Origin of the sequence: Corynebacterium otitidis ATCC 51513, from assembly GCF_000296405.1 — a bacterium.
Classification (GTDB): domain Bacteria; phylum Actinomycetota; class Actinomycetes; order Mycobacteriales; family Mycobacteriaceae; genus Corynebacterium; species Corynebacterium otitidis.
The window spans coordinates 222,730-239,321 of sequence record NZ_JH815193.1; the positions used below are offsets into that span (position 1 = coordinate 222,730).

Annotated in this window: 13 protein-coding genes; 4 read left to right on the forward strand and 9 right to left on the reverse strand. The window is 70.4% G+C overall.

Features of this window, described 5'->3' with window-relative positions; genetic code table 11:
- Window positions 1-60 precede the first annotated feature (60 nt).
- The 7 genes from pheS to uvrA form a co-directional block, all read right to left on the reverse strand.
- Window positions 61-1,068 (reverse strand): phenylalanine--tRNA ligase subunit alpha, encoded by a 1,008-nt coding sequence (gene pheS / locus HMPREF9719_RS03895; RefSeq protein WP_051001412.1) that lies wholly within the window; start codon window positions 1,066-1,068, stop codon window positions 61-63.
- A 139-nt stretch (window positions 1,069-1,207) separates the two neighbouring features.
- Window positions 1,208-2,044, reverse strand: a complete 837-nt coding sequence (locus tag HMPREF9719_RS03900) for a TrmH family RNA methyltransferase (protein ID WP_004600669.1) — start codon at window positions 2,042-2,044, stop codon at window positions 1,208-1,210.
- A gap of 158 nt (window positions 2,045-2,202) precedes the next feature.
- Entirely contained in the window at window positions 2,203-2,586 is a 384-nt protein-coding gene (gene rplT, locus HMPREF9719_RS03905) for a 50S ribosomal protein L20 (protein WP_004600670.1), read from the reverse strand.
- 84 nt (window positions 2,587-2,670) lie between these two features.
- Complete coding sequence (gene rpmI / locus HMPREF9719_RS03910) at window positions 2,671-2,865, reverse strand: 50S ribosomal protein L35 (RefSeq protein ID WP_004600671.1); 195 nt, start codon at window positions 2,863-2,865, stop codon at window positions 2,671-2,673.
- Window positions 2,866-2,911: 46 nt separating this feature from the next.
- Complete coding sequence (infC, locus tag HMPREF9719_RS03915; protein ID WP_081586435.1) at window positions 2,912-3,433, reverse strand: translation initiation factor IF-3; 522 nt, start codon at window positions 3,431-3,433, stop codon at window positions 2,912-2,914.
- A gap of 360 nt (window positions 3,434-3,793) precedes the next feature.
- Complete coding sequence (locus HMPREF9719_RS03920) at window positions 3,794-4,822, reverse strand: serine hydrolase (protein WP_004600673.1); 1,029 nt, start codon at window positions 4,820-4,822, stop codon at window positions 3,794-3,796.
- A 48-nt stretch (window positions 4,823-4,870) separates the two neighbouring features.
- A complete protein-coding gene (uvrA, locus tag HMPREF9719_RS03925; RefSeq protein ID WP_004601879.1) occupies window positions 4,871-7,735 on the reverse strand; it encodes an excinuclease ABC subunit UvrA in 2,865 nt (954 codons plus the stop codon).
- Between the two features lie 120 nt (window positions 7,736-7,855).
- Between uvrA and HMPREF9719_RS03930 the strand changes: the two genes are divergently transcribed.
- The 4 genes from HMPREF9719_RS03930 (at window position 7,856) to HMPREF9719_RS09610 (ending at window position 13,692) form a co-directional block, all read left to right on the forward strand.
- Window positions 7,856-8,557, forward strand: coding sequence for an MBL fold metallo-hydrolase (locus HMPREF9719_RS03930; protein ID WP_004600675.1), 702 nt, complete (start codon window positions 7,856-7,858; stop codon window positions 8,555-8,557).
- Window positions 8,558-8,679: 122 nt separating this feature from the next.
- A complete protein-coding gene (locus tag HMPREF9719_RS03935; protein WP_004601878.1) occupies window positions 8,680-9,594 on the forward strand; it encodes a DoxX family membrane protein in 915 nt (304 codons plus the stop codon).
- A gap of 228 nt (window positions 9,595-9,822) precedes the next feature.
- Window positions 9,823-12,117, forward strand: coding sequence for a HelD family protein (locus HMPREF9719_RS03940; protein WP_004600677.1), 2,295 nt, complete (start codon window positions 9,823-9,825; stop codon window positions 12,115-12,117).
- A 420-nt stretch (window positions 12,118-12,537) separates the two neighbouring features.
- A complete protein-coding gene (locus HMPREF9719_RS09610; protein WP_004600678.1) occupies window positions 12,538-13,692 on the forward strand; it encodes a hypothetical protein in 1,155 nt (384 codons plus the stop codon).
- A 119-nt stretch (window positions 13,693-13,811) separates the two neighbouring features.
- Here the strand turns inward: HMPREF9719_RS09610 and HMPREF9719_RS03950 are convergent, their stop codons facing one another.
- A complete protein-coding gene (locus HMPREF9719_RS03950; RefSeq protein ID WP_004600679.1) occupies window positions 13,812-14,255 on the reverse strand; it encodes a universal stress protein in 444 nt (147 codons plus the stop codon).
- Window positions 14,256-14,354: 99 nt separating this feature from the next.
- The gene (uvrB, locus tag HMPREF9719_RS03955) at window positions 14,355-16,481 is read right to left on the reverse strand and encodes an excinuclease ABC subunit UvrB (protein WP_004600680.1); all 2,127 of its coding nucleotides are present in this window, start codon (window positions 16,479-16,481) and stop codon (window positions 14,355-14,357) included.
- Window positions 16,482-16,592: the final 111 nt, after the last annotated feature.

Here is a 16,592-nt window from a genome sequence, read left to right on the forward strand (position 1 = left end):
TCCGTCAGCGGTCGGTCCGGGTTAGTTGAGTCGTCGTCTAGGTGCGGGGCGCGGCCGTGGCTAGGCGCGCACCCCGAAGGGCAGGCTGAAGCGCACGTCGCCCTCGACCATGTCGCGCATGTCGCTGAGCCCGTTGCGGAACTGCAGGGTGCGCTCCAGGCCGATGCCGAACGCGAAGCCCGAGTACTCCTCCGGGTCGAGGCCCACCGCGCGCAGCACGTTGGGGTTGACTATCCCGCAGCCGCCCCACTCGATCCAGCCGGCGCCGCCCTTCTTGTTGGGGAACCACACGTCCACCTCGGCGGAGGGCTCGGTGAACGGGAAGTAGTTCGTGCGCATCCGGGTGGCGGTCTCCGGGCCGAAGAGCACCTTCGCCAGGTGGTCGAGCGTGCCGCGCAGGTGCGCCATGGACAGCCCCTTGTCCACCGCGAGCCCTTCGACCTGGTGGAAGACCGGGGTGTGCGTCGCATCGAGCTCGTCGGTGCGGAACACGCGGCCCGGGCAGGCGATGTAGAGCGGCACGTCGCGGGAGAGCATCTCGCGCACCTGCACCGGGGAGGTGTGGGTGCGCAGCACCTGCTTGGAGCCCTCGGGCCCGACGTAGAACGTGTCCTGCAGGGAGCGCGCGGGGTGGTCCGGGATGAAGTTGAGGGTGTCGAAGTTGAAGTACTCGGCCTCGACCTCGGGGCCGTCGGCGATCTCCCAGCCCATGCCGAGGAAGATGTCGGCGATCGCCTCGCCGAGCGCGGTGATCGGGTGCTGCGCGCCGGCGGGCTGCTGCTCGGGGGCGACGGTGACGTCGACGGCCTCGGCGCGGAGGATCTCCTGGTCGCACTTCTCCTCGAGGACCTTGAGGCGCTCAGCGTAGGCCTTCTCGGCGCGGCCGCGGGCCTGGTTGACGACCCGTCCGGCGTCCTTGCGCTGCGACTTCGGCAGCGAGCCGAGCGAGCGGCGGGCGAGGAGGATCGGCGACTGGTCGGAGAGGTGCGCGCGGCGCGCCTCCTTGAGGCCCTCGAGGTCCGAGGCCTCCTCGAACGCGCGGGCCGCCGCGTCGGCGGCCGTCGCCATGGACTCCTCGGTGATCGTCGGCTGCTCGTCGTTCTCGCTCACGGTCCCCTTGCCCTATCTCGCAGGCGCGCTGCTCGTCTCGTACACGGTCACCCCCGGCGGCCGCCGCGAATGCCGCGCGGCCGCGGGCCGATAGAGATCATAGCGCCCCGTCCCCGGCGGGCGCGGCGGCGGCCTGCGCCGCGGAGGACTCGTAGAGGAGGATCGCCGCCGCGGCGGCGAGGTTGAGCGACTCCGCCCCGCCGGAGAGCGGGATGCGCACCCGGTGGTCGGCGAGCGCCGCGATCTTCGGGTCGAGGCCGTGGGCCTCGTTGCCGAAGAGCCACGCGGTGGGCTTCGCCAGCGCCTCGCCCGCCTCGTTGAGGGGGAGCTCCCCGTCGCCGGCGCTCGCGAGCACGGTGAGCCCCTTGGCGTGGAGCTGGTCGACGAGCGCGGCCGGGTCGGTGTGGCGGGCGACGGGGATGTGGAACAGCGAGCCCGCCGACGCGCGCACGACCTTAGGGTTGTGCGGGTCGACGGACTCCCCGGCGAGCACGACGGCATCCGCGCCGAGCGCGTCCGAGGTGCGGATCAGGGTGCCGGCGTTGCCCGGCTCGGAGGCCCCCACCGGCACGGAGACCAACCGCGGGCTGCGACCCAAGGCCTCGCGCACCGGCCACGTCACCGGCCGGCACAAAGCGAAGATCCCCGGAGTCGTCACGGTGTCCGCGAGGGAGCGCGCCGCGCCCTCGGTAATCGGGTGGACGTAGCAGTCGAGGTTCGCCGACGCCTCGAGGATCTCCGCGAAGCGGTGGGCGGCGTCCTCGGTGGCGAACACGTCGCTCGCCGAGCCGGTGGCCACGGCCGCCTCGACGGCGTTCTCCCCCTCGGCGAGGAACGCCTCCTCCTTCTTGCGCGCGGCCGCGCGCTTGAGCTTCGCGGCCCTAACGATCCTGGGGGTGCGCTCGGTGAACGCCTCGTCGAAGTGGAGCTCCATGGCGCCCCAACCTAGCAGGCGCCCCTCCCCCGCCCCTCGGCCCGGCGGCGCGGCCGCGCGGGAGGCGGCGAAGAAGACGAAAGCCCGCGCCCGCCGCCGACCGGTTGAGGGTCGGGGCGGGCGCGGGCGGTGACGCCGCTTGAAGGCGGAGGCGCTAGTTACGCGGCCTTCGGGGCGTTGACGTCCTCCGGCAGGGCGGCCTTGGCCTGCTCGCAGATCGCGGAGAACGCGTCGAAGTCGTTGACGGCGAGCTCCGCGAGGATCTTGCGGTCGACCTCGATCTCGGCGAGGCGCAGGCCCTGGATGAGCCGGTTGTATGTGATGCCGTTGAGCCGGGCGCCGGCGTTGATGCGCTGGATCCACAGGCGGCGGAACTGGCCCTTGCGGGCGCGGCGGTCCCGGTAGGCGTAGGTGCGGGAGTGGAGCCACTGCTCCTTCGCGCGCCGGTAGAGGCGCGAGCGGACCCCGCGGTAGCCCTTGGCGGATTTCAGGATCTCGCGACGCTTCTTCTTCGCATTCACCGAACGCTTAACACGTGCCACAGTTGTACTTCCTCACAGATGCTTGTCGGGTGGCGGTTGGGGCCCAACCGCGGGTGATTAGGGCTTTGAGGGCGAATGCGGGCTCTAGCCCTGCCCGGTGAGCCTCTTGACGCGCTTCACGTCGTTGCGGTGGACGTCGACGCTCCCCTTGAGCCGGCGGGTGCGCTTGGAGGGCTTGTGCTCCAGCAGGTGGCGCTTGTTCGCCTGGTCGCGGCGCAGCTTGCCCGAACCGGTCTTCTTGAAGCGCTTCGCCGCGCCCTTGTGCGTCTTCTGCTTCATCAGCTCTGTGTCCTTACTTTTCTCGACGAACCGAGGTCGACGTCGGTTACTTCTTGCCCTTGCGGATCGGCCCGAGGACCATCGTCATGTTGCGGCCGTCCTGCTTCGGCTTGGACTGCACGGTGCCGACGTCGGCGACGTCGTCGGCAAGCCGGGCGAGCATGTTCAGGCCCAGCTCGGGGCGGGACTGCTCGCGGCCGCGGAACATGATCGTGACCTTGACCTTGGAGCCCTTCTCAAGGAAACGCACCACGTTACCCTTTTTCGTCTCATAATCGTGGTCATCGATCTTGGGACGAAACTTCTGCTCCTTGACTACAGTTTGCTGCTGATTCCGGCGCGCGGCACGGGCCTTCTGGTCCTGCTCGTACCGGTATTTTCCGTAGTCCATGATCTTGCAGACCGGCGGTTTCGCCTTCGGGGCGACCTCCACCAGGTCGAGATCAGCTTCGTAGGCGAGCTTGCGGGCGTCATCGGTGCGGACGATGCCGACCTGTTCCCCGCCGGGCCCGACCAGTCGTACCTCGCGAACTCGGATTCGCTCATTGATGCGAGCTTCAGCGCTAATGTGTACTCCTCAAGTAGCTGGGTAAATAAGCGTGCATGTCGTACCGCACCACAGTCTACGAGGATCCCAAGCCCAAAAAATCCTGCCCCCGATTGCTCGGGGACAGGAGACATCGCGCCCGGCCCCGGGACCGCTGGCCCGGGCACGCACCTGTGCCCGGATAACAGTCCCGTCGCCGTGGCTATCAACCTGTAGCCAACCCGCATCGGGGCGGCGTGAGGTGGGATGTTCTCCTCTTTGTGGTCCGGGGGCGACCCTGAGAGTACCGGGACTGCCCCGCAAGACGGCAACGCCTGGCATGCTAACACGCCGCTGGCCGCGGCGCCAGTCGGCGTAGGGGGTGCGGCGCCGGCGGCGGGCTTAGGGGTTGAGGCGCTCGACGCCGGCGGTCGCCTGCGTGATCCGCGCGGCCGGCTTCCTCGTGGCCGGCTCGACGGCCTCCCCGCCGGGGGCGAGCTGGGCGCCCGGCTCGTCCTCGCGGTCGGCGGGCTCGTCCTCGTCCCCCGGTTCGGCGGGCGGCTCGTCGCACGCGGGGGTCGGGTCGACGAGGCCCTCGGCGCGGATCTTTTCGATGCCCTGGGCGACGGCGTCGAGGACCTCGATGGCCTCCTCGGCGTCCTCGTCGAGCGGGTGCGCGATGATCGCCATGCCCTCGGTGTCGACGGTGCCGAGCTGCTGATTGGTGTAGAGCCCGTCGTCGCTCTCGCCCCAGCCGCCCTTGGCGATGGCGTCGTCGATCGCCGCGAGCCCGTAGGTGTGCTCCTCGACGAGGTCGCCCATCCGCTCCGCGACGGGCTCGGCGCCCTCTAAGCACGTGAGGTGGGAGGCGAAGCGCGCCTGGTTGAGCAGCGGCCACTCGAGCATGCCGAACAGGTCGGAGTCGCCGGTCTCGATCTGGCGGAGCATCTGCTCGACGATCTCGGTGTCGTCGCCGCCGTCGCGCAGCACCTCCTCGACCTTGCCGGCGGCGCTCAGCCCCCCGCCGAGCGCGTTCCACAGGGCGCTGGCCGCGTCGTTGTCGGAGGCGCGGATCGCCGCGTCGAGGACCTCGTCCTCGGCGACGTCTTCGCGCACCGCGGCGATCGCGATGGGCACCTTGATCGTCGACCACGCCTGGGCGGTCGCCTCGTCGCCGGTGGTGACCACGGCGTCGCCGCTGGCGACGGCCATGGCGACCTCGGCGTCGAAGGAGCCCTCGAGCTGCTCCTGAAGCTCGCCGAGCGCCTCGGCGAGGGCGGCGCGACGCTCGTCCGGGTTCGCGGGCGCCTCCTCGGCGGGCGCCGCGCTGGGGGTGTCGTTCTTCTCGGGCTCGCCGTCCTCCCCCGACGCGCAGCCGCTAAGGGCGGCGACGGCGAGGAGGCCCGCGGCGAGGCGGAGGTTCGCTCTCATCACCCGGGCAGTCTACCCCCGTTCGGGCTACTCGCTAACAGCGCCGGCCTACTGGCCGCCGCCTGCGAGGATGCCGGCGAGGTAGCGCCCGGTGTGCGAGCCCTCAACGGCGGCGACGTCCTCGGGCGTGCCGGAGGCGACGACCGTGCCGCCGCCCTCGCCGCCCTCGGGGCCCATGTCGACGATCCAGTCGGCGGACTTGATGACGTCGAGGTTGTGCTCGATGATCACCACCGAGTTGCCCTTGTCGACGAGCCCCTGGATGACGAGCAGGAGGCGGCGCACGTCCTCGAAGTGCAGGCCCGTGGTCGGCTCGTCGAGGATATAGATGGTGCGCCCGTTGGAGCGCTTCTGGAGCTCCGCTGCGAGCTTCACGCGCTGCGCCTCGCCGCCGGAGAGCGTCGTCGCCGCCTGCCCGAGGCGCACGTACCCGAGCCCGACGTCGACGAGGGTCTTTAGGTACCGGTGGATCGAGGTGATCTGCTCGAAGAAGTCGACCGCCTCGCTGATCGGCATGTCTAAGACCTCGGCGATGTTCTTGCCCTTGTACTTCACCTCGAGGGTCTCGCGGTTGTAGCGCGCCCCGCCGCACTCCTCGCAGGGCACGTACACCGCGGGCAGGAAGTTCATCTCGATCTTCAAGGTCCCGTCGCCGTGGCAGGCCTCGCAGCGCCCGCCCTTGACGTTGAAGGAGAAGCGCCCCGGCTTGTAGCCGCGCACCTTCGCGTCGGGGGTCTCGGCAAAAAGCGCGCGGATCTTGTCGAACACGCCGGTGTAGGTCGCCGGGTTGGAGCGCGGGGTGCGCCCGATGGGCGACTGGTCGACCTGGACGAGCTTGTCGAGCTGGTCGGTGCCCTCCACGCGGCGGGCCCGGCCGGGCACCTGGCGCGCGCCGTTGAGCTCGTTGGCGAGCGTCGTGGCGAGGATCTGGTTGATGAGCGTCGACTTCCCCGAGCCGGACACGCCCGTGACGACGGTGAGGAGGCCGAGCGGGATCTCGACGTCGACGTGCTTGAGGTTGTTCTCGTGCGCGTCGACGACCTTGAGGCTGCGGCCCTTCTCCCGCGCACGGCGCTTCTCGGGCACGCCGATGGCGCGCCGCCCGGCGAGGTAGTCGCCGGTTAAGGAACCGTCGGCGGTCTCGATGCCTGCGGGCGGGCCCTGGTAGACGATCTCCCCGCCGTACTCGCCGGCCCTGGGGCCGACGTCGACGAGGTAGTCGGCGGAGCGGATGGTGTCCTCGTCGTGCTCGACGACGATGAGGGTGTTGCCCAGGTCGCGCAGCCCCATGAGCGTGTTGATGAGGCGCTCGTTGTCGCGCTGGTGCAGCCCGATGGAGGGCTCGTCGAGGACGTAGAGCACGCCGGCGAGCCCGGAGCCGATCTGGGTGGCGAGCCTGATGCGCTGCGCCTCCCCGCCGGACAGCGTGCCCGCCGAGCGGTCCAGGGTGAGGTAGTTGAGCCCGACGTCCAAGAGGAAGTGGAGCCGCGCCTGGATCTCCTTGAGCACGGCGCCGGCGATGATCTCCTCGCGGTGCGCAAGCGTGAGGTCGTCTAGGAACTCGGAGGCGCGCTCCACCGAGAGCGCGGAGAGGCCCGCGATGGACTGCTCCCCGTGGGAGCCGCTGGCGAGCCGCACGGAGAGGATCTCCGGGCGGAGCCTGGCGCCGTGGCAGGCGGGGCAGTCGACCTGGCGGGTGTAGGCGAGGTACTTGTCGCGCTGGTGGTCGGACTCGCTCTGCTCGAGGCGGCGCTCGACGTAGCCGACCGCGCCCTCGAAGGCGGAGTTCCAGTCGCGCGAGCGCCCGAAGCGGTTCTTGTAGCGGACGTTGACCTTAACGTCCGAGCCGTAGAGCAGGGCGTCGCGCTGCTCGTCGGTCAGGTCGCTGTAGTAGTCGTCGGGGTGGAAGCCGATTTTCTTGCCCAGCGCCTCGACGAGCCGCTCGAAGTAGCGGTGGTTGGGGCTCGAGGCCCACGGCTGGATGCAGCGCGCCACCGGCGCGTCCGGGTCGGGCACGAGGAGCTCGGGGTCGATCTCGGTCTTCGTGCCGAGCCCGTCGCACTCGGGGCACGCGCCGAACGGGCTGTTGAAGGAGAAGGCGCGCGGCTCGAGCTCGGAGATGTCGATGGCGTGCCCGTTGGGGCAGGCGAGGTTCTCCGAGAAGCGCCGCACCCGATTCGGGTCGTCCTCGTCTAAGTCGACGAACTCGACGGCGACGACCCCGTCGGCGAGCCCGAGGGCGGTCTCGACGGACTCGGTGAGGCGCTGCTTCTGGGACTCCTTGACCTGCAGCCGGTCGACGACGACGTCGATGTCGTGCTTGACCTGCTTCTTGAGCTTCGGCGGGTCGGAGAGCTGGTGGACCTCCCCGTCGACGCGGGCACGCGCGTAGCCCTGCTCCGCGAGGTCCGAGAACAGGTCGACGAACTCGCCCTTGCGGCGCCGAACGAGCGGGGCGAGCACCTGGAACTTCAGGCGCTCCTCCATGCTTAAGATCTGGTCGACGATCTGCTGCGGGGTCTGCCTCGAGATCGGCGCGTCGCACGTCGGGCAGTGTGCGGTGCCCGCCCGGGAGAACAGCAGGCGCAGGTAGTCGTAGACCTCGGTGATCGTGCCGACCGTGGAGCGCGGGTTGCGGTTCGTCGACTTCTGGTCGATGGACACCGCCGGCGAAAGCCCCTCGATGAACTCGACGTCGGGCTTGTCCATCTGGCCCAGGAACATGCGGGCGTAGGAGGAGAGCGACTCGATGTAGCGGCGCTGTCCCTCGGCGAAGATGGTGTCGAACGCCAGCGAGGACTTCCCCGAGCCGGACAGGCCGGTGAACACGACGAGCGAGTCGCGCGGGATGTCGACGTCCGCGCCCTTAAGGTTGTGCTCCTTGGCGCCGCGCACCACGATCGTCTCCGCCACGAAACCCCCCGATCTTCGCGAACCGGCCCTCGCATTTAAGGCCGCTGAACTGTGCGTTCCCGCCCGGCCGGGCCGCTCATCGTCGGCGGCCGGGCGCGGGACTGCCCTATTCTAGGCGCCATGACGGACTCCACCCCCAGCGGCACGAGCGGCGAGAACACCTTCCGCTCCGGGCTGAGTAAGAAGAAACCCGCGCCCGACGACGCGCTCGCCGGCCGGGACCTCGGCGCGGACCTTAACCTCGCGCGGGCCGCCGTCGACCCCATGGACAACAACGTCTACCTCCTCCACGAGGACGGCCGCGGCCTGCTCATCGACGCGCCCGGCGACCCCGAGGCGATCGAAAAGCTCGCCGAGAAGGCCGGCGTTTCGGTCGAGACGATCCTTATCACCCACCGGCACAACGACCACACCGGCGCGCTCGAGCGCCTCGTGAAGTCGACGGGCGCCAAGGTGGTGGCCTCCTACCTCGACGCGCCGGCGATCCCCGTCGCCCCGGACGTCGAGCTGCGCCACGGCGACACGATCTCGTTTGCCGAGCGCGAGCTGCCCGTCGCGGTGCTGCGCGGCCACACCCCCGGCGGGCTCGCGCTCGCAGCTCGGGTCGACGAGCGCGTCCACCTCTTCGTCGGGGACTCGCTGTTTCCCGACGGGCTCGGCAAGACCGTCTCCGAGGGCGACTTCGCGCGCCTCTTTCGGGACGTCACCGCCCGCCTCTTCGACGTCTTCGACGACGCCGTCGTCCACCCGGGCCACGGCAAGGACACGACGCTGTCGGCCGAGCGGCCCAAGCTCGACGAGTGGTGGCAGCGGCGCTGGTAGCGCCCCGCCGCGGGCCGGGCGGCGGGGGTGACCCGGCGTCCCCGGCGGCGGCCGGCGTGGCCGGCGACACGCTACACTCGGTAGCTAGCGCACGTGAGTCGAGTGCTTATAAGGATTGGTGAATGATGATTCGTAAGATTGCCAGGCCGCTTCTGGCCTCCGCGTACGTCATCGACGGCGTGGACTCCCTCGTCAACACCCGGGAGCAGGTCGAGGGCACCCGGAAGCTGCTCCAGCAGGTGGGCACCTTCCTGCCCACCGACGTCACCCGGCAGCTCGCCGACTCCCCGGAGACCACCATCCGGGTGCTCGGCGGCACGAAGGTCGGCGCCGGCACGCTGCTCTCGCTGGGCAAGCTCCCGCGGCTGTCGGCCGCGGTGCTCGCCGCGACGACCGTGCCGACGATCCTCACCCGCTACGCGTTCTGGGACGCCGACAGCGAGGAGGACAGTGCCAGCAAGAAGGTCGGCTTCACCTCGCACGTCGCCCTGCTCGGCGGGCTCGCGATCACCAGCGTCGACACCGAGGGCAAGCCCTCGCTCTCCTACCGGGCCTCGAAGGCCGGGAAGAAGGCGCGCAAGAAGGCCGGCAAGGTCACCTCCGGCTCGTCGAGCTCGTTCGCCGACTCGGCGCGCGACTTCCTCTCCGACGCGTCCGACCGCGCCCAGGAGGCCGCCTCCAAGGCGCAGGAGTACGTCGACGACAACAAGGACGACTGGATCGACGCCGCGAAGTCCGGCGCGCAGAAGGTCTCCGAGACGGTCTCCGATTACACCGACCGCGCCGTCGACTACTTCAACGACAACAAGGACGACTGGCTCGCCGCCGCGCAGGACAACGCCAAGACCGCCCGCAAGGGCGTCGTCAAGGCCGCCGCGAAGGCGCAGGACCGCGCCGACGAGGTGCTCGCCAAGGCGGACAAAAAGTCCGGCCGCAAGGCGAAGAAGCTGCGCAAGAAGGCCTCCTCGCTGCAGAAGGACGCCGACAAGGCGCTCAACAAGGCGAAGAAGAAGCTGCGCAAGTACGACCTCGTCTAGTCCCCCGCGACTAGCCGGGCGCATCTCCTTCCAGCGCTCCCCCGCCCCGGGTCCCCGCCGATCGAGCGGACCCCGGGGCGGGGTCTTTTTGTTTCTCCTCCCCCTCCCTGGCCCGGGCCGCCCGCGCGCCGCGGGGCCGGCCTCGGCCTTCGGGCGGGGTTGGTGGCGCCGGCTAGAATCTCCTGAGGCACCCGTGGTGATCGACACGCTGAAAGCAGGGAGGACCGCGTGGGTTTTTCCGAGGAGCTCGCCGCCGAGCAGCGCTACGTCGACGCGCTGTTCGAGAAGCTCGACGACGAGGTCGCCGAGGCCCGCCGCCGGCTTCGCGAGGTCACCCTCAACGTCGACCCCGCGAACCCCAAGGCCGAGTCGCTCGTCCAGCGCGAGACGGAATACCACGGCCTCAACGAGAAGCTCGACCGGCTCAACCTCGCGACCATCGGGCTCGTCTTCGGGCGCATCGACGTCGACACCACCAAGGAGGAGCAGGCGCCGCGCCCCGGAGCCCGGCGCCACGCCCCGCCCGAAGACGAGCGCGGACCCGAGAACCCCGTGCCCGGCGCCCCCGAGCAGGACCGCCGCTACATCGGCCGGATGGGGCTCGACGACCGCGACGACAACTACCGCACCCTGCTCGTCGACTGGCGCGCCCCCATGGCGCGGCCGTTCTACCTCGCCACCACGGCCCACCCCGAGGCGGTCACGGTGCGCCGCCACATCCGCACCTCGGGCAGGCGGGTCACCGACATCGACGACGAGCACCTCTCCGGGGCGGGCGCGGGCTCGGACCCGGAGGAGGTGGGCCGCGAGTCGGCGCTCGTCGCCGCGCTCGAGAAGGCGCGCGGCGCGCATATGGAGTCCATCGTCGAGACCATCCAGCGCGAGCAGGACCTCATCATCAGGGACGACACGCGCCGCGTCATGGTTGTCGAGGGCGCGCCCGGCACGGGCAAGACGGCGGTGGCGCTCCACCGGGTCGCGTACCTCGCCTACACGTACCGCGAGCAGCTCTCCCGCACGGGCATGCTCGTGCTCGGCCCCAACGAGCGGTTCCTCGACTACATCTCCCACGTCCTGCCCGAGCTCGGCGAGACGGGCGTCGTGCTCGCCACGGTCGGGGAGCTCTACCCCGGCATCCGGCCCGTCGCCGAGGAGCCGCTTATCGGCCGGGAGATCAAGGGCAGCGGGGAGATGGCCACCATCTTGAAGGAGGCGGTGCGCGCCTACCAGAAGGTGCCCGCCTCCCCCGTGGAGCTCTCCGTCGGCTCGCTCCGGCTCGTCGCGGAGCCCGGCATGGTGAAGAAGGCGCGCGCCGCAGCTAGGCGCAGCCGCCGGCCGCACAACGACGCGCGCGGCGTGTTCCGCGAGCGCCTCGTCGGGCAGCTCGCGGAGCAGTACGCGAGGCTCATCGGCGAGGACCCGCTCGGCGGGGAGAACCTCCTCGGCCAGGCCGACGTCGACGAGCTCCACGACGAGCTCGTCGAGGAGCCCGCCGTCGCAGACCTCATCGACGAGCTGTGGCCCCGGCTCGACCCCGAGGGCGTGCTCTCCCGGCTGCTCTCCGACCGCTCGCGCATCGACGAGGCGGCCCGCGACTACGACGAGGAGACCAAAGCGGCGCTCTACCGCGAGGACGGGGAGGCATGGACGCCGTCCGACGCGGCGCTGCTCGACGAGCTCGCCGTGCTGCTCGACTCGACGCGCCCCACGGACGACGGGGAGCAGCGGCACGAGGGCGGCGATGCGCTCCAGGAGGCCCAGGAGGCCCTCGACGCGCTGCGCAGCTCCGCGGTGACCGACAACGACGAGGTCTTCGACGCCGAGTACCTCGGCGCCTACGACGTCATCGACGCCGAGGGCCTCGCCAGCCGCCAGGAGGCCACCGATAGGCGCACCACCGCGGAGCGGGCCCGCTCCGACCGGCGCTGGGCGTTCGGCCACGTCGTCGTCGACGAGGCCCAGGAGCTCACCCCCATGGAGTGGCGGATGGTCTTCCGCCGCAGCCCCTCACGCTGGATGACGCTCGTCGGCGACACCGCGCAGACCGGCTCGCCGGCCGGCGTCGACGACTGGGAGGAGACGCTCGCGGGCTTCGTGCCCGGCCGGTTCCGCTACCGGCGACTCACCGTCAACTACCGCACGCCGCGCCCCATCGTCGAGGAAGCGAACAAGGTGCTCGCCCTCATCGACCCCGAGGCCGCACCCGGCGAGGCGATCCGCGACTCGGACTTCCCGGTGCGCCGGCTCCCCTCCGCTGCGGACGGCAGGGCCGAGGCGCAGCGCCTGCAGGCCCGCTACCCGGGGCGCTCGGTCGCGGTCATCGGCGCCGGCACCATCGAGCGGCAGAAGGGGCTCGAGTACGACCACGTCGTGCTCGTCGAGCCGCGCCGGTTCCTCGAGGCGTCCCCGCAGGGGCTGCAGGACCTCTACGTCGCGATGACGCGCGCCACGCAGAGCCTCACCATCATCGGCCCCATGCCCGACGGCGTCGACGACGCCCCGGCCGGGCGCGCGGGCGACTAGGGGACCGCACGCCGCGCGTCCGGCGCCGCGAAGCAGGCTAATACCTGGAATGCGCGAGTTCCCGTGATCTCCGCAACGATCCGCGGCCGGATTCCCGAAACTCGCGACCGCCCCTCCCCCGATCCGCTCCCCCATCGGCAAGGCATCACCCCCGGGGTGGGCGGAGGCACCCCCGCGGCCGCCGGCCCCGCCGCGACACCCCGACCCGGACAGAACCAGCTTTGAGCTGGATTTATGCCGACAAACCGGGGAAGAGCTCCAATTCCCATAGCAGCGCCCCCGGAATGGGGATACCCGAGAGCAATTTTTCGTACATAAACTACCCGATTGTATTGCGCTGCTAACCTTTCGGTCGTTGCGCCTAGCAACATTCTATGTTCTCCGCCACACGGTGGCGCGACCCGAAAGGAATCCTTGGTCATGCGCAAGGCAACGACCCGATTGGCGATCTCCGCGACGGCGGCCGCGTTGTTCGGCGGCGCCGTGCTGCCCCACGCGGCCCTCGCCGAGGAGCCCGACAACCCGACCAGTACCGCGGTGACCACCGAGCCCACCGAAGAGAAGAAGACGGAGCTCGACGGCTCCACCACCGCCCCGCAGGCGGACAACGACGAGGGCACGGTCGAGTCCGGCGGCGACAAGCAGACGGACGACCCCAAGAACACCACCCCGCCGGAGGACGACAAGAAGACTGACGAGTCCGAGGACAAGACCCCGCCCGAGGGCGACAAGAAGTCCGAGGAGGAGAAGCAGGGCGACGCCACCACGGAGGAGGGCAAGAAGGAGAGCGACGTCTCGAAGGACGATAAGAAGACCGAGAAGGACGGCGAGGAGCCTTGGCGTCCCGTCTGGGTCCCCGAGCGCGCCACCTTCGAGAAGCCCGTGTGGACCTGGCAGGACAAGAATGGCGACAACCTCGCCTACAACATCGAAACCTGCGTCTTCACCAAGGACGGAGAGAAGGCCCGCGCCCCCGAGACCGCTCCCGCCCCCTGGTGCCCCCTGCCCGATGAGCCGCCGGCTGAGGAGCCCCCGGTCGACGAGCCGCCGGCCGGGGACAAGCAGAACGATCCCGAGCCGGAGAAGGAGAAGAAGCCCAAGACCCCGCCGGCCAACGGCGTGCTCCTCCGCGCGGACCTCGAGGCGTTCCTGGCCGACCGGTTGTACCTGCCCAGCCCCGACTTCAACGGCGACGGCTACGTCACGCCGAAGGAGGCCCAGCAGTACGTCGGCGGCATGAACTGGCACATCAACGTCAACTGGCGGCGCGGCACGATCGAGGGCGCCGAGGAGTTCTCCGCGAAGCTGCGCGCGTTCGAGCTCTGGTACTACGGCAAGTCGAACATCATCCTGCCCTCCGAGAGGGGCGCCCTGCCGCAGGACAAGGGCGGCGTGCAGCCCGCCGGGTCCGCCGCCCCGCGGCAGAGCGCCCCGCAGCAGCAGGGCGCGCCGCGGCTCGCGAACACCGGCGTCTCCGGCGTCACCGCGACCGCCGGCGCCGGCGCCCCGCGCTGCTGCTCGGCGCGGCCGCGCTGGTGCTTGGCCGCAGGCGCTCCTAGCGGTAGCGCCGACTAGCCCGCCCACCCTGGGACGGCCGCGCGGAGCCTCTCCGCGGCGGCCGTACCGTTCCGGGGTGCGGCGGGTTGTCCGCGTCGCGGGGTCGGCGCGGCGCTCTGCGCGCGGTGCGTTAGGTGTTAAGGCGCCTCGCGCGGGGTGCTGCGCACGATGAGCACGTCGCACTCCGCGACGCGGGCGAGGTCCGCTGGGATCGAGCCGAGCAGCCGGCCGCTGAGCGAGTTCATGCCCCGGTTGCCGACGACGAGCATCAGGGCGTCCTCCTTGCCGGCGACCGCGGCGAGCGCCGCGACCGGGGAGCCGGGCTCTGCGCGGAACTTCACGTCGGGCGCGCCGAGCTCCCGCGCGCGCTCGAGGGCGGGCTCGAGGAGCCTCTCGGCCGCGGCGCGCTCGGGGAGCTCGGCGGGCTGGGCGGCGCCGTCGGGGCGCACGGCGCACGCGACGACGAGCCGGCGGCCCAGCGCCGCGGCGATGGTCGCGGCGCGCTCCACCGCGGTAAGAGACGTCGCCGAGCCGTCGGCGCCGACGACGATAGGGCCGCCGGTGGGCGCGGTTGTCGCCATGGCGGCCCCTCCCCTCGCGTGCGTGCCGGTCGAGCGCGGCCCGCGTGGTGCCGGCGGGCCGCGTGCCTCGGATTGTAGCCGCGCCCGGGCGCGGCGCGCCTAGATCCCGGCCTCGCGCACGCCGCGCAGCTCCTTCTTCAGGTCGGCGATCTCGTCGCGGAGGCGGCCGGCGAGCTCGAACTTGAGCTCGCGGGCAGCCGCGCCCATCTGCTCGGTGAGCTTGTCGATGAGCTCCTCGATCTCGTCGGCGGCCATGGAGCTCGTGTCGGGCTTCTCGGCGAGCGCGGCGTCCGAGCCGGCGTCGTCGCCGTCCTTGGCCTCGCCGCCGCCCTTCTTGCTCGAGCGCTCCTCCTCGTCGTAGACCTGGTCGAGGATGTCGGCGATCTTCTTGCGCAGCGGCTGCGGGTCGACGCCGTGGGCCTTGTTGTAGGCGATCTGCTTCTCGCGGCGGCGCTCGGTCTCGTCGATGGCGTAGCGCATCGACTCGGTGACGTCGTCGGCGTACATGACGACCTCGCCGGAGACGTTGCGCGCCGCACGCCCGATGGTCTGGATGAGCGAGCGCTCGGAGCGCAGGAAGCCCTCCTTGTCGGCGTCGAGGATCGCCACTAAGGACACCTCCGGCAGGTCGAGGCCCTCGCGCAGGAGGTTGATGCCGACGAGCACGTCGAACTCGCCGAGCCGCAGCTGGCGCAAAAGCTCGACGCGCTCGAGGGTGTCGATGTCGGAGTGGAGGTAGCGGACCTTGATGCCGTTCTCGAGGAAGTAGTCGGTGAGGTCCTCGGCCATCCGCTTGGTCAGGGTGGTCACGAGCACGCGCTCGTCGCGCTCGACGCGCTCGTTGATCTCGCCGATGAGGTCGTCGATCTGGCCCTTCGTCGGCCTCACGGACACCTTCGGGTCGACGAGCCCGGTGGGGCGGATGACCTGCTCGACGAACTCCCCGCCGGAGGCCTCGAGCTCGTAGTCGCCGGGGGTGGCCGACATGTAGACGGTCTGCCCGATGCGCGAGTCGAACTCGTCGAAGGTCAGCGGCCGGTTGTCCAGCGCGGAGGGCAGACGAAAGCCGAAGTCGACGAGGTTGCGCTTCCTGGACATGTCGCCCTCGAACATGCCGCCGATCTGCGGGACGGTGACGTGCGACTCGTCGATGATGGTGAGGAAGTCCTCGGGGAAGTAGTCGATGAGGCAGGCCGGCGCGCTGCCGGCGGGGCGCTGGTCGACGTGGCGCGAGTAGTTCTCAATCCCGGAGCAGAAGCCCACCTGCTGGATCATCTCGATGTCGTACTCGGTGCGCATCCGCAGCCGCTGCGCCTCGAGGAGCTTGCCGCGGTTTTCCAGATCGGCGAGGCGCTCGTCGAGCTCCTCGCGAATGTCGGCGATGGCCTTCTCCATGCGCTCGGGCCCGGCGACGTAGTGGGTCGCGGGGAAGATCCGCAGCTCGTCGACGCGACGGATGACGTCACCCGTCACGGGGTGAATGTAATAGAGGGCGTCGATCTCGTCGCCGAAGAACTCGACGCGCACCGCGACCTCCTCGTAGGCCGGGATGATGTCGACGGTGTCGCCCTTCGCGCGGATCGCGCCGCGCTTCAGGGCGGTGTCGTTGCGCTCGTACTGGATATCGACGAGCAGGCGCAGGAAGCGGTCGCGCTCGACCTCCTCGCCGACCTTGACGACGATGGAGCGGTCCAGGTAGCTCTGCGGGGTGCCCAGGCCGTAGATGCACGACACCGAGGAAACGACCACGACGTCGCGGCGGCTGAGCAGCGACGAGGTCGCCGAGTGGCGCAGCCGCTCGACGTCCTCGTTGATGGAGGAGTCCTTCTCGATATAGGTGTCCGACTGCGCGACGTAAGCCTCGGGTTGGTAGTAGTCGTAGTAGCTCACGAAGTACTCGACCGCGTTGTGCGGCAGGAGCTGGCGCAGCTCGTTCGCGAGCTGCGCGGCGAGCGTCTTGTTCGGCGCCATGACGAGCGTGGGGCGCTGCTGCTTCTCGATGAGCCACGCCGCGGTCGCGGACTTGCCCGTGCCGGTCGCGCCCATGAGCACGACGTCGCGCTCCCCGCGGCTGAGCCGCTCGTCGAGCTCCTTGATCGCCGCCGGCTGGTCGCCGGCCGGCTCGAACTCGGACTCGACCTTGAACCGCGCGTCGCTGCGCTCGACGTCGCCGACGGGGCGGTACTCGGAGTAGGAGAGGACGGGGTGCTCCGCTGCGAAAGCCATGCTCCTTACTCTAGCCAGCGGCCCAAAACCTCCCCTCCCCCGTTTTTAGGTCACCCTGTGTACAAATAATCTTCTATCTCATATTCATCGCGTGACGAGTCGCTCATCTCT

What these genes read in the sequence shown, in the direction of transcription:
- rpmI (WP_004600671.1), bottom strand. Translation starts at nt 2,865, where the DNA reads ATGAAGCAGAAGACGCACAAGGGCGCGGCGAAGCGCTTCAAGAAGACC.
- HMPREF9719_RS03920 (WP_004600673.1), bottom strand. Translation starts at nt 4,822, where the DNA reads ATGAGAGCGAACCTCCGCCTCGCCGCGGGCCTCCTCGCCGTCGCCGCC.
- uvrB (WP_004600680.1), bottom strand. Translation starts at nt 16,481, where the DNA reads ATGGCTTTCGCAGCGGAGCACCCCGTCCTCTCCTACTCCGAGTACCGC.
- HMPREF9719_RS03930 (WP_004600675.1), top strand. Translation starts at nt 7,856, where the DNA reads ATGACGGACTCCACCCCCAGCGGCACGAGCGGCGAGAACACCTTCCGC.
- HMPREF9719_RS03935 (WP_004601878.1), top strand. Translation starts at nt 8,680, where the DNA reads ATGATGATTCGTAAGATTGCCAGGCCGCTTCTGGCCTCCGCGTACGTC.
- pheS (WP_051001412.1), bottom strand. Translation starts at nt 1,068, where the DNA reads ATGGCGACGGCCGCCGACGCGGCGGCCCGCGCGTTCGAGGAGGCCTCG.
- HMPREF9719_RS03900 (WP_004600669.1), bottom strand. Translation starts at nt 2,044, where the DNA reads ATGGAGCTCCACTTCGACGAGGCGTTCACCGAGCGCACCCCCAGGATC.
- HMPREF9719_RS03950 (WP_004600679.1), bottom strand. Translation starts at nt 14,255, where the DNA reads ATGGCGACAACCGCGCCCACCGGCGGCCCTATCGTCGTCGGCGCCGAC.
- HMPREF9719_RS09610 (WP_004600678.1), top strand. Translation starts at nt 12,538, where the DNA reads ATGCGCAAGGCAACGACCCGATTGGCGATCTCCGCGACGGCGGCCGCG.